This is a genomic window from Croceitalea sp. MTPC5 (assembly GCF_036985505.1).
Classification (GTDB): Bacteria; Bacteroidota; Bacteroidia; order Flavobacteriales; family Flavobacteriaceae; genus Croceitalea.
The window spans coordinates 120,816-133,189 of the sequence record NZ_BTGQ01000007.1 but is presented as its reverse complement, the minus strand read 5'-3'; the positions used below and the strand labels follow the sequence as shown (position 1 = coordinate 133,189).

The window sequence follows — 12,374 nt, the reverse complement described above, 5'->3', positions numbered from 1 at the left end:
CTACGCCTTGTTAGATTGAATTAATGATATTCCTGAACATAAAATCCAAACGGCAACACTAAAAACAAAAATCCTAAAACCAATTAAGCTTGTGAAAGCAAAACCTGTAAGACCACCAATTATTGAAAATATTAATATTAATAATCCGAAATAGCCTAAGTACTTAGAGATTTTTTGAGTTTTAATTATTAAAATAGAGTAGATTAAGATTCCAAAAATAAGAGCAACAATAAATACATAGTCTAATGCCTTATTAATGGTAAAACCATAACTTACTAGGATCTTCAAAAAAGACTCGCTTTGTTCTAGACTTTTTGCGTGTTGGTTTAAAAAATTCGGTAATATTAAGCCATTGAATAGAGCTGCTAACATTGCTGAAAAAAGTCCAAGAGTAACCGAAATAAGGGCAAGTTTAGAAATTTTTCTTAGACCTAAAAGCCTATCGGTTAAGCCATAAAATCCAAACAACATAAATGGTATACAAGCAATAGCAATTGAATGTGCAATTTGCATCTTAGCTGCTTGATTAATAATTTCTTGGAAGCTGCCACCTGATGGATGTAAAATCATTGTAATGATAGCCAAGAAGGAACCTGCTGACAAAGAAATCCCTGTAATCTTATAAAATTGACTTTTCATTGAAGAGAAATTTAAAATATCGACAAATATTCATCTTATTCTAAGATCTCTCTCTTGACTAAAGTCAATTAATTCTTTTTCTAACACGACTTAATGTTTCTGGAGATATCTTCAGATATGAAGCAATAATTGTTAAAGGAAATTTTTGAATCAGCATCGGCTTTTGAGTTAGTATATATCTATACTTTTCATCAGCAGATTTGTTTTGATCAAAAAACTCTAGACGATTATTGGCTATATCTAATATTTTCCCAAGCTTAAGAAAACTAGGAGATATTGCTATGAGCTCATGTATTGATTCTATGGACAGTTCATACACCGTGCTGTCTTCAAAAGCTTCAATAGAGTTTTGTGATGGTTTTCTTGAAGTAAAACTTCGATGATTTAACATCCAATCTTCTTTAGAATATAAGTCAATAACTTTTATATTAAAATCGTCATCATGGTTGTATTGGTAGAAACTTCCTGAAATAATAAAATAAGCTGATGAGCACACATCACCAATATTAAGTAATGAATCGCCTTTCTTTAATTCTAAATGATTAAGCTTATTCTTTACGAAGTCTGTTTCTCTTTTAGAAAGCTTAATGGTTTGTATTAAATAATTTTGAAGTGAATTATTCTTTGACATAAGTCTATTTTAAAAAGAATCTAACTTATCGGTTTAATACAGAGCCGAATTTCTATGGTTTCTTTTTCTAAAAGCCAAATTAAAAATTTGGCGGACTTTCTAAATATACACAAACCTTTAGGTTTAGCATTTACCAGCAATGTTTTATACACCGTGTTGGCGGTAGTTATATCTTAATTTTTTGGTCTTAAGTTCTCTACAACTTGCATACTCACCCAAAAAATATCCACATTCTCATATTCTTTTGAACCCATGTTCCTGTTGAAGAAAAGATACTTTCCATCCGGCGTAACACTCGCCGATGCTTCCCAAGCTTCAGTGTTTATTTTATTTCCTAAATTAATAGGATTACCCCAAGAACCATTTTGTTGACGAAAACTAATATAAATATCAGAATCCCCAAATCCGTCTTCTCTTTTGCTATCAAAAAGTAGATATGATTCATCTGGAGCAATAAATGGGTGAAAGCTTTTTCCTTTGTTAATCTCTTTATTGAGTAGCCTCGGTTCTTCATATTTTCCGTTTACAAGTCGCGAGTAACGAATATCACCTGTAAAGTCCTTTTTGAACTCATCAAAAAAGTAGGTGCCCTTAGAAGAAGCCGTAAGACGCATGATCGGTAAGCTGTCAAAAGGAGAATCAAGTTCCTTTATTTCAGACCATTCTTCGTTATCATTACGTTCCTTATATCTTCTACCTAAGTGCATAGTCTTACCATCGGGAGAGATAAAAGGTGTACCAACTCTAGAGGATATTACTGAATCTTGCCATTGATTATGAGTTCTTTTCATAACGACGAATTCCGTTCTCTTATCTTCTTTAGTTTTTCCTACTTCTCTTAGAAAATAGAATTCTTTTAAATCCGGTGTGAAATCTCCATAATATTCCCAGCCTTGAGTAGTAACTAATCCAGGGGCAAAAGGCTCTGGTATTAAGCCAGGTGGTTTTTGACCTAGGTAAAGAATCTCTTTTTTTGATGAATCATTCTCTTTTGTGTTCGACTTATCAGGCTTGCAAGCATTTAAAAATAGAATGAAAATAAGTGCTGAAAATTTAATTATGTTGTTTTTCAAGTTCTCTTTAGTTTAATTACCGCCAACATAAGAATATACAAACCTCTCGGTTTGGTAATTATTAGCTATGTTTTATACACTGTGTTACAGTCAGTTTTCATTTTGAATCCTAACTCTTATTGAATTCTATTTCAACTGTAAAGCAACGTTCCATAAGTCAAAATCACTGCTGTAATATTGAAGTGAATTACCACAGTGGACAATTACAGTTTCTTTTTGTGGTATAATGTAAATATTCTGTCCTAGGTTTCCGTTTGCATAGAAATGAAAAGAACCATCTTTATTTACATGCCCCCACCATTGGTAGTTATAGTAAATTCTTTTTTCTCCTCTACCAAACCATTTAGGGTATATAGCTCTAGGAATTGATTTGTTTTCTCTAGTAGATTCCCAAACCCAATCTTTGGATATAATTTGATTACCATTCCAGTTTCCTTCGTTTAGCATTAACTGACCGAAACGCGCATAATCAATCGCTCGGGCAATCAAACGACTTGGCATATATTCAAAATTAGATTCTTTGCTGTCTATGGAAAAAAGCGCATCATATTCCATAATTCTTGACCATAATTTCTGCTCCAAATAATTTGATACAGATAAGTTAGTAGCTCTTTCTAGAATTAATCCTAAATAGCTTGTATTATAATTAGAATATTGAAAATCTTTTCCTGGTTCGGATAAAACTTCTACATCCTTAAGCAACAACTTTCGAACATTGGGATGATAGTATCCAACCGCTTCGTCGTGCCAAGGAGAATGAATATTAGTGAAGGGTATTCGACTTGTGTTGTACTCAAGCCCTGAACGCATTTCAAGTAAATGTTCGATGGTTATTTTTTCGAAGTTTGAATCTCGCTCTATAAGTTCAGGAATATAATTTGTGATGGGTTCATTAACACTTTTTATAAAACCATCATCAATAGCAGTCCCAATTAAAAACGATATAAAAGACTTTGCCATAGATTGAGAATGGAAATAGGAATCTCTACTAAAACCATTAAAATATTTCTCATAAATGACTGTATCTCTTTTTATAACAATAAGAGCAGTCGTTTGAGACCCGGTTGCCCAGTCTTTAAAGCTGTTAAATCCAGTTTTAGTTACGAGTTCTTCAAATAGGGATTCTATATACTTCTCTTTTGGATTTGAAATAAATGTATTCGCATGTTTTGCTCCTTTAATCCTATGATTTTCAAAATTGTTATAATCATAAACATCCGCTACATTCATAATTATGAGTCGATAAACGTAAGTAGGTGTATATTGAATTGATAAAAGTACAATTAGGAATAGGACAATTGAAAGAATTGTGAGTAATGTACTCTTCAGTAACTTTTTCATTTGATATTTTTTATAAATTCGTTGTAACTACGTTAATAAGGACCTTTGGTTCTTCAAAAATCATTTCTGGATTATTTATAAACCTAACAAGATTTTTTTGGACCAATTTTGGTGCTTCCAATTGAGGAAAGTGCCCAATGGAATCAAGCGTAATTAGGTTTGGGTTTGGAACAATCTTTCTGTATCTATCAACGGTCTCTTTGCCAGTCACAGGATCTTGTAGTCCATTTATAAAAAGTATGGGAATTCTATCTTGAACAAGTGTATTTCTCCATCGTTCTTGATTGACGATTCTGTCGTTGCTGGCATGAACTAATTTATGATTGATTCTGTTGCCTCCTTGTTGGCATATTAAATACCATTGGTCAATAAGATCTTGTTTTGATGGAAGGAATTGCGCTCCGAAAACTTTTTTAAAGCTATTCTCAAAGAGTGATTGATTAACAAGAGGGGAAATAAGACTTCCTAATGGGCTCGCTAGTAAAGATTGCACCCTGGTAGGCTTATGAGTTTCTGGGAACAAGCCTCCATTCAACAGTGTTGCTGACCTGATTTGGAAAGGATATTTTGATCCGCTTTCCATAAAGCGCGCGATCATTTCTTGAGCAACGTTGTCTCCATAATCATGAGCCAAAATATGGAACCTTTTAATCTGGAGATTTTTTAAAATAGCCTCTTGGATGTCCGCCTGAAGAGAAATGGAATACTGAATATCACTAGGTTTATCGGACAGACCAAAACCCAACATGTCTAAAGCTATGAGTCTGTAGTTTTTTTTCAGATCTTCCCATAGTAAGCTCCAATCAAAGGACGACGTTGGATATCCATGAAGCAATACAATAACCTCTTTGGATGCATCCTTGGTGTCGAAATAGGAAATATTGAATTGTTGGAATTGAAAGACTTCCGAGTTTGATTTCCAATTCCTTAATTCTTTGCTAATGGTATCTTCAGAAGGACTTTTATCTATTTTGGTATACACAAAAAGAATTACAACAATCAATACGAGCACTGCTAAAATTGTCTTTCCGATCTTTTTCATCCGATTTTTTTTAGCTTATGAGGAGCTGCTATGAACAAGAAAGTAGCGCTACAGGTCATCAATATTTTTGTGTTCATAATTTGATTTTATCGGTTTTTATAAGTGTTCTATTTGATCAAACTTTTCCCGGCTATTAAGGAAGGTTGTAACCATTTTGAAATGAATGATTTTCCAATTCTCCTTCAATATTCACCCATTGAATCTTCCATGAGTCTCCCTCTTTGCCAGTTGCTAAAAACAAAAACTTGTTGTCTGGTGTTACATATGGGTTTCCTTGTCCATGCGTATTTATTTTTTTATCCAATTTTATCGGATTGGACCAATGCCCCTGACCATCACGATGACTAATCATCAAATCAAGCTGATTTCCAACCAAAGCAAAGATCAAATAGTCTTCATTAGGTGAAACATATGGCGTACAGGTTGGTATTTCTGAATTGTTGAAAAATGAGACTTGCTTTGCCTCTTGAAAAACTCCTTTCACTTTTTTAGATCGATAAATGCTCATTTCACTATAGTCAAGGTTACTCGAATGAAAGTAAAGGGTTCCTGAATTGGTAACGGTGGGATGAGAAACCAGCTTACTCCTTAAATTGGGAATGTCTACAAAAACAGGCTCACTCCATCGTCCATTCAATTTCTCAGACTTCCACAGGTGCCATGTTGCACTGACTCCTTCCATTGGAATCGGTCTCGTAGAACTGAAATAAAGAGTATTTCCATCCGGAGAAAAACTCATTCCATGCTCATTGTATTGACTATTAAAAAAAGCAAGTTCGGGTTCGGACCAGCCATGATTTAGGCTATGAATTATATAGACCTGAAAGTTTCCGAAGTTCGTGTCGGAAACTGTGTAATAGTACTCTTTAAGGTCGGGGCTAAAAATTCCTCTATGGATGATTTTTCCTTCGGGAACAAGTTCACTTTTGAAGTCAATTGGAAAATGATTCGGACTCTGTTCCAGAGTATATAGTGTATTCTTATTTTCGGGGACACAGGCTCCAACCAACAAGAATAAAAAGAGGATGTAGAATTTTACTAGAGCTTTATAAAATATTTTTTTGTCAACTATTTTCATCATGATCATCAGTTTAACGATACGGGATCTTTTAAGCTTGAAAAAATTTCTTCGGCATGATCAAATATCAATAAATGTCCATGGTTAGGGTATGTTTTCAAACTGGATCGCTCTATTTGATTCGCCATAAATTCGGCCCACTCATAAGGAACGTTATTGTCTTTCTCTCCTTGCCAAAATGATATAGGAACTTGTGTCTTGCTATAATCAAACCCCCAATCTTTTACCAATATCTTAGAAATCTCATAAGCAACCCCTTTGCTGCCATTTCTATAGGCTTCTGTAAACATATTTTGAAGCACCTTAATCACCGCTGGGTTCTCAAGGATTTTTTTGTCTGAGTCATTCATCATTTTTAAAAAACTTTGAAGTACTTTCTCAGGGTTCTTAGCTATTTGCTTCGCCTGAAACCTTAAGAGTAGGGCAAAGAATTTAGGAAATGATTTTGACACACCAAGCATCAGCTTAATTTTTCTAGACAAAGCTTTCTTATTATGCTTTGTTAGAGGAGCAAATCCACTAACAATAGCCATTTGATTAATTTTCTCAGGAATTTTATAAACAATACCGAAAGCAAAAGGAGCTCCAGCAGACATGGCTGCAACTGAGAATCGATCTATCTTGAGGAACCCCATCAGTTCTTTGATGTCTCGTGCAAATTCAAGAATACTACCCTTTGGATTAAAGTCTGACATCCCATGACCTGGCCTATCTACTGCAATAATTCTTAGCTGATGGGTAATTGTAAAAGAAAGATCATAATGCATTTCTAATCTTGAGCTTTGTGAGCCGGGACAATAGACTATTGGATATCCGTCACGAGGACCGTATTCAGCAAAACCCAGATGTCTTTTATCTCTGAGTTGAATACGCTGTTTGGTTCTATTTATCTTCGTTTCTATTATTTCCGAATTCATTGAGTAAATCTAAATTTATACATCAAGTATACCATTTACTAAGTTCTGAAAGCGTTATATTTTCATTTCATTGCCAAGGCTAAGGTTTTTTGAAATTACTTCAAGGGTCAATCACTTTACTGTTTAAATCATCATTCAAATAATACTCATAGAAACCTCCATCCATAATAAAATAGGCCGATGAACACACTCCTACCATATTTAGGATGGTCTAACCCATTTTGAACTTCAAAGGCTTTAACTTTTTCTCTAAAGGACTGATCTCTTCTTCCAAGGATTTGCTCGTTGTTGTTATACATTTCAATAATAAATCTTCCATAAAAGCCCTTTTTGGATGATCCGTTTAAGTTAGTTTGAAAGGTTTCAACCCTGTTGTAAAAGATTATTCTAATTTTCCAATTAATCCCCAGCCATTAGCTTTTTCTATAACCACACAATGAATTTTGTTTTCACCTTTTTTAAGTGGAAGATATAGTTTGTTGGTATTGATATCTATGTGCCCCATAAATTGGACGCCTTTTTGTCTAAAAGCGTTATTACCATTAAAAAAAAGTTTACCGTTTATAAATACCAAAACTTTATCACTATAGTCAAAAGAAAAAATCTGTGTTTTATTTGTCTTTGAATTGATGGATGTAGTGGCAACCACATATTCTTCCTTATTTCGTTCAAAGCTACCAGAGGTTGTCTTTTTAACATACTTGGATATAGGTAATAATCCAGATGCTTCGGTTGATACCGTAGTGTAATTTTCTTTTGAAAAATCTTCGAATCTTACTTTACCTTCTTCGTAGGGATACGCTTTTGTGATTTCCCAATACCTTATGATATTCATGTCCCTATTTGGTGTTTCTATTTCAGCTTGCTTTTCAGAAATACTGCCATGCGTAACCCTAAAGTTTGAGAATCGGTTCCCAAATAAAGCCCAAAGTCCGATAATACCTTCTTTTTGTTCTGTTCTTAAGTTATCCACAGTCATAACCTTGACGTTATTCACAAATACTTGAACGCTTCGGTTTTTTAATTCTATGCGCAAGGTATTCCAACCTTCATCCTTAAAAGATGTATTTGCTTGGTGTTCCCGATATAGTTGCCAGTTGGATTCGTTGTTAAACATAGGTGTGTACTGTACCGCATCTGCCTGATTGGATTTGTGTAATCGCATGTAAACCTCTTCTAATGTATCGTCTTGTTCCCTAAAGCTGATACCGGCAAAACTTCTTTTAGATTTAGCATATACATCTACCTCGATAGATCCATTAGTAAAATTCAAATTCTTTACTGTTGCTCTACCATTTTTTAGAACAAGGGTTTTTCTATTGTCAAATTTTTCAAACAAGGCATCATTGGGGACGTTCCAATTAGAAGGAATCATCTCAATTTGAGTTTGAGTATTTTGTGCTACTAAAATTTGGATGCCAAATAAGCAGATTACAAGGTAAAGGAGTTGTTTCATGATTTTTTTGTTGAAGAATTTCGGTAGAATTTATCTTGTGGTTTTTTCTTAAGGATGATAAAAATCAGAAGGGAGAACATAAAAGTGAGTATGGCAAAGAATTTCTCGATATGTGTTTTAGCGAAAAGATTTCCAATCGTATTTAAGACAAACAGAAAAAGAAAAAACCATAAAATGATATTTACGAATTTCATTGATATAACCTCTTTCAAATACGTAGCCTTTATAAGGAGAGCTGTACACAAAAGTAGGTTGAGTAGGATTGAAATGCTTTCGAAAATGTACATCTCCATATCACTTTTTAATCTACCTCCCCAGGTGATTTCAAAAGGCACCAGTTTAAATATGACGGTAAAGTGAAAGAATATGATGCCTGCCAATGCCCATAACATTATCTTGATTGCCAATTTGGAATTCATATTTTAAATTACATTGTATTTCATGTCGATTGGTTTGCGAATTAATGTCATACCAATCCATATAAACCAAATGATTTGGCTAATTCCGAAAACCTCTTTGAATATATCAATAGGTAAAACAGTTAAGATACCTGCAAAACCCACAAGCAAGCCTATAAAGTTCAATGACCTTGAAAAAAGGGAACTTTTGAGGTTTATAGTACTTAATAGCAGCACCCAAATCCCCCCAACTATCTCATTGCCGCCACCTAGTCCTTCTGAAACAATACCCACGCTAGACCAGATTGTCATGGCTTTTTCAGGATTCTCAATTCCAATTTCCAATACCAAATTAAGTCCAATATTTGCAATCATTCCACTGGCAACAACCAAACCAACCCAGATGATACCAAAGGCAGATGTAACCAAAGAACTGTTGGGAAAACTATCTTTTACTCGCTGATGCATAACTATCACCAGAACAGCTAGTATTATCCCGAACAAGACGTAGCTAATAAAAGTTATTGAGGATAGCACTAAGTAATTATCTGACAAGAATGCTAGTCTTTCAGTTTCAGATGCTTCTTTGCTCGGATAATCTAATATCCCACCATAGACTACGAAGGCTAAGATGTAAATTAAACCTAATGAAATTGAGGAGAACCCGCCTATTTTTTGAAATGTCTTTATCTTCATAATTAAGATTTTTAATTAATTATTTTTTGAACTCCACCTAAAAAACTTAGGACCTTACTTGCAGCAAAAGCGCCAGCGTATAAGGATTTTTTAATGTCTTTTGTATAAAACCATTCTATGCTAAATGCTGCTTGAAAGGCATCGCCACATCCTGTCGTGTCAATTATTTTATCAACTTCAATTGCTTTTTGAAAGTATCTTTTGTTTTCAAAAAAAGCGATACTGCCTTTTGCCCCCATTGTAGGAACAATCAAAGTTTGCTTTTTTACAGATAGTTCAAAAAGGTCATTTAATTGATTTTCTTTTCCGCTTAAAAAAACAATATCAATATTGTCTATATGTTTTTCTATATAATCTAATCCCAAATAGTCTAAAAAATCAATCACTACCAATTGATCCGGATGTCTTCTATCCAGCAGTTCTATTAAATTGGGATCACCTGCTGGCATGGCTATTATTTGACTATTTCTAACGGAATCCCAGTCATTTTCAGATAATCTGAATGTATCAAAAGCTCCTCCATTCCAACTATCTTCTTTAAAGAACCGATCTCCATTTTTATCAATAAAAATTTTGTTTGATGCCGTAGGTTCGCCACTAGCGTATACTCTAGAAGTATTTATAGTATAGCTATGTAAATGTTGTTGGATAAGATCTCCAAATGTATCTTTTCCAATGGCACCAATTACTGAAATATTAGGTTGACCTAATATTCTACATTGTGTAGCAAAATTTAAAGAATTACCACCTACATATGTTGTGCCGATTTCTGGAAAGAAGTCAACGCAGAAAGAGGTTAAAGCTGTGATTTTAATTGGATTGTTATGCAAAATATTTAGGATTTAGACTGTCTTTAACTGTATTCAAGAGATTAAACTGATAACTTATTCAGAGAATTACCTAGATTATTCTTTGATTTTGGTTATTAATCCATTTAATGCCATCTTCGCTTCTTTCATAATAGGTAAAAAGGGCCAAATATGAGGCATGTTCTCTCCCTCAATCAGTTTGATGTTTACGTTAGCTTTTTTTGCTTTTTTGTAGGCCAAAATTTGGTCAGGATAGGTAATGTCCCTTTCCCCCGCATAAAGAATCGTTTCTGGAAAACCCTCAAAACTTCCATAAATAGGGGAAATGATAGGGTCTTTTAAATGGTAGTCCTTTGCGCACATTTTCTTTGCACTTAACAGCCCTTTTTTTGAGAGCATGGGGTCAAAGGAATCTATCTTATCAATATCTGGATTGGTAAAAGAAGCATCCATTACTGGTGAAATCAATAGTAATTTTTTGGGCAATTGCCATTCTTCTTGTAACAGTCTTTGCACTAAACTTGTGATTAATGTTCCGCCCACGGAATCTCCTAATAAGATTATGTTTTTGGGTTCAAACACTTCAGTAGCCTTCATAAAAACAGCATCAATATTCTCTGAGATGTCACTGATATGAAATTCGGGCGCCTTTGGATAATTGCACATCCAAATTGTGCAATCTGTACTTTGAACAATAGATTTTACGGTATCCCAGTGATGTTTACCAGGACCAGAGATAAACGCTCCACCGTGTATAAACAATATGAGTTTATTTGAATCATTAAGCCCAATTTCAGTAATTGAGGTGTTTAATATCTGTAACCTATTAGTTATGTTCTTTTTAAAGAACTTTCCATTGGGTTTATATACATCTTCTTTGCGTATGGATTCATAATCAATAGGGTCTTGACTAAATTTTTGTTTTAAACCTTTTAATTTGATTATTATGAGTGTAAGATAATATGTAAAGCTATGTTTCATTGTGTATTTTTTATACCAGTCTCTCATAATTGAAAAAAGTAGGAATCGTTAGTTATTTATACGATTTGGTTTTGAGTTTGGGAATTTTGGTAAATCCAAACACATTCAAGTTTGTCAAATTGCGGGTAAACTTTGTAACCCAAATTCTTAATTAAATGTAAACTCAACAGAATCAACAGTACCAGGGCCGTTAATCGTAATCTCTTTTTCAGCAACAGTTTCAGAGTCCACTTTTATTATAAATTTAATATTATATGGCTCAAAAGGAACTCCAATCTCTCCGCCTGAGTTATCTTCATATGTAATACCTAATAGTGTTTGGAAGGGAATTGATTGTTTCAAATATTCCCTTGTCAAAGGTAGATGGGACTGACTATAAGAAGAATTAGAAATTTCCACACCATTCCCTATAATCTTAATTGTTACTCTTGATAATCGATCCGTGTCAGAAGATGTAACAGAAAATGAAATGTCCTTTTTTTTGGGGTAATTATCTCTCGGGTCATCATCTGAAGAACAAGATAATGTTAATAAAGCTAATATAGTTATTGCTAAAAATTGTTTTTTAATCATTTTTCTTTTTATTGATATTCTAGTTTAATCAAGATTCTTTTTGCTTAAATACCATTCTTGCTCAACATCGAAGTCAATACTTACCGTTAGTTTCTCTTCAGTATCAACACTTAATAATTCGAGTTGAGCTTCTCCTTTTACTCGATATTTGCCGGTTGTGTAGTACAAGCTTTTTTCTGTAATTCCTAAATTGATTACATCATTAATTTTTAAGACGTTAGGATAATCAGATACAAGTGCATAGCTTCCTTCTATCTCATGTAATAGATTATTTTTTTTAGTTTCCTCAAAATTTTGTTCACTAATTACACTTTCACCAATTCGAAAGCTTAAACTATCATCTTCGATATCTGAAAAAAGTGGAATTATTTTGTAAGTTCCAACTTCGAGTTTTGGATCTATAGAGTTATGAACTCTATTTAAGCTGATATAAAGTTCATATTTTTCATACATCGCATCGTTCAGTGAGATACCAAATAATGTTAATATGTTTTCTTTTTTCATGGCATTACTACTGCTCATTAGGTAATCTGTAGTAACCCCTTCGTCATTATTGATTTTTACTTTACAGTAATAGTCTGACTGCTCTTTTAAATCGACATTTAAATAATCAAATGATTTTTTTTCTTGGTTTAAAATTGATATCTCTTTAGCTTTATCATGTTTGCATGATTGTAATATTGAAGATATTCCAAAGACGATAATTAATAGTTTTTTCATTAGCTTTAAGATTTGAACTT

The 12,374-nt window shown here is 33.6% G+C and carries 14 protein-coding genes; all 14 read right to left on the bottom strand.

Translation table 11 applies throughout. The annotated features are described in order from the left end of the window. Positions 1-639, bottom strand: coding sequence for a hypothetical protein (locus AACM45_RS18770; protein WP_339144588.1), 639 nt, complete (start codon positions 637-639; stop codon positions 1-3). A 64-nt stretch (positions 640-703) separates the two neighbouring features. Next, a complete protein-coding gene (locus AACM45_RS18765; RefSeq protein WP_339144586.1) occupies positions 704-1,270 on the bottom strand; it encodes a Crp/Fnr family transcriptional regulator in 567 nt (188 codons plus the stop codon). A gap of 173 nt (positions 1,271-1,443) precedes the next feature. Beyond that, a complete protein-coding gene (locus tag AACM45_RS18760; RefSeq protein WP_339144584.1) occupies positions 1,444-2,343 on the bottom strand; it encodes a hypothetical protein in 900 nt (299 codons plus the stop codon). A gap of 126 nt (positions 2,344-2,469) precedes the next feature. Next, positions 2,470-3,684 carry a serine hydrolase domain-containing protein gene (locus tag AACM45_RS18755; protein WP_339144583.1) on the bottom strand — a complete coding sequence of 405 codons (1,215 nt, stop codon included), beginning with the start codon at positions 3,682-3,684 and terminating at the stop codon, positions 2,470-2,472. 10 nt (positions 3,685-3,694) lie between these two features. Continuing rightward, complete coding sequence (locus tag AACM45_RS18750) at positions 3,695-4,726, bottom strand: alpha/beta fold hydrolase (protein WP_339144581.1); 1,032 nt, start codon at positions 4,724-4,726, stop codon at positions 3,695-3,697. Positions 4,727-4,859: 133 nt separating this feature from the next. Continuing rightward, positions 4,860-5,807, bottom strand: a complete 948-nt coding sequence (locus AACM45_RS18745; RefSeq protein ID WP_339144579.1) for a TolB family protein — start codon at positions 5,805-5,807, stop codon at positions 4,860-4,862. Between the two features lie 5 nt (positions 5,808-5,812). After that, on the bottom strand, positions 5,813-6,721 hold the full coding sequence (locus AACM45_RS18740; protein ID WP_339144577.1) for an alpha/beta fold hydrolase: 909 nt from the start codon (positions 6,719-6,721) through the stop codon (positions 5,813-5,815). A gap of 382 nt (positions 6,722-7,103) precedes the next feature. Further along, positions 7,104-8,177, bottom strand: coding sequence for a family 16 glycoside hydrolase (locus AACM45_RS18735; protein ID WP_339144575.1), 1,074 nt, complete (start codon positions 8,175-8,177; stop codon positions 7,104-7,106). After that, positions 8,174-8,596: a hypothetical protein gene (locus tag AACM45_RS18730; protein ID WP_339144573.1), complete on the bottom strand. Its 423-nt coding sequence runs from the start codon at positions 8,594-8,596 to the stop codon at positions 8,174-8,176. The genes AACM45_RS18735 and AACM45_RS18730 overlap by 4 nt, the downstream gene beginning before the upstream one ends. Positions 8,597-8,599: 3 nt before the next feature. Further along, positions 8,600-9,271 carry a hypothetical protein gene (locus AACM45_RS18725; RefSeq protein WP_339144572.1) on the bottom strand — a complete coding sequence of 224 codons (672 nt, stop codon included), beginning with the start codon at positions 9,269-9,271 and terminating at the stop codon, positions 8,600-8,602. A gap of 11 nt (positions 9,272-9,282) precedes the next feature. After that, the gene (locus tag AACM45_RS18720; RefSeq protein WP_339144571.1) at positions 9,283-10,101 is read right to left on the bottom strand and encodes a carbohydrate kinase family protein; all 819 of its coding nucleotides are present in this window, start codon (positions 10,099-10,101) and stop codon (positions 9,283-9,285) included. A gap of 75 nt (positions 10,102-10,176) precedes the next feature. Next, positions 10,177-11,061, bottom strand: a complete 885-nt coding sequence (locus AACM45_RS18715) for an alpha/beta hydrolase (RefSeq protein ID WP_339144570.1) — start codon at positions 11,059-11,061, stop codon at positions 10,177-10,179. Positions 11,062-11,208: 147 nt separating this feature from the next. Then, positions 11,209-11,634, bottom strand: coding sequence for a hypothetical protein (locus AACM45_RS18710; RefSeq protein WP_339144568.1), 426 nt, complete (start codon positions 11,632-11,634; stop codon positions 11,209-11,211). A gap of 24 nt (positions 11,635-11,658) precedes the next feature. Continuing rightward, positions 11,659-12,354, bottom strand: a complete 696-nt coding sequence (locus AACM45_RS18705) for a hypothetical protein (protein WP_339144566.1) — start codon at positions 12,352-12,354, stop codon at positions 11,659-11,661. Positions 12,355-12,374 lie beyond the last annotated feature (20 nt).

What these genes read in the sequence shown, in the direction of transcription:
- AACM45_RS18705 (WP_339144566.1), bottom strand. Translation starts at nt 12,354, where the DNA reads ATGAAAAAACTATTAATTATCGTCTTTGGAATATCTTCAATATTACAA.
- AACM45_RS18765 (WP_339144586.1), bottom strand. Translation starts at nt 1,270, where the DNA reads ATGTCAAAGAATAATTCACTTCAAAATTATTTAATACAAACCATTAAG.
- AACM45_RS18710 (WP_339144568.1), bottom strand. Translation starts at nt 11,634, where the DNA reads ATGATTAAAAAACAATTTTTAGCAATAACTATATTAGCTTTATTAACA.
- AACM45_RS18730 (WP_339144573.1), bottom strand. Translation starts at nt 8,596, where the DNA reads ATGAATTCCAAATTGGCAATCAAGATAATGTTATGGGCATTGGCAGGC.
- AACM45_RS18715 (WP_339144570.1), bottom strand. Translation starts at nt 11,061, where the DNA reads ATGAAACATAGCTTTACATATTATCTTACACTCATAATAATCAAATTA.
- AACM45_RS18755 (WP_339144583.1), bottom strand. Translation starts at nt 3,684, where the DNA reads ATGAAAAAGTTACTGAAGAGTACATTACTCACAATTCTTTCAATTGTC.
- AACM45_RS18740 (WP_339144577.1), bottom strand. Translation starts at nt 6,721, where the DNA reads ATGAATTCGGAAATAATAGAAACGAAGATAAATAGAACCAAACAGCGT.
- AACM45_RS18770 (WP_339144588.1), bottom strand. Translation starts at nt 639, where the DNA reads ATGAAAAGTCAATTTTATAAGATTACAGGGATTTCTTTGTCAGCAGGT.
- AACM45_RS18735 (WP_339144575.1), bottom strand. Translation starts at nt 8,177, where the DNA reads ATGAAACAACTCCTTTACCTTGTAATCTGCTTATTTGGCATCCAAATT.
- AACM45_RS18745 (WP_339144579.1), bottom strand. Translation starts at nt 5,807, where the DNA reads ATGATGAAAATAGTTGACAAAAAAATATTTTATAAAGCTCTAGTAAAA.
- AACM45_RS18725 (WP_339144572.1), bottom strand. Translation starts at nt 9,271, where the DNA reads ATGAAGATAAAGACATTTCAAAAAATAGGCGGGTTCTCCTCAATTTCA.
- AACM45_RS18750 (WP_339144581.1), bottom strand. Translation starts at nt 4,726, where the DNA reads ATGAAAAAGATCGGAAAGACAATTTTAGCAGTGCTCGTATTGATTGTT.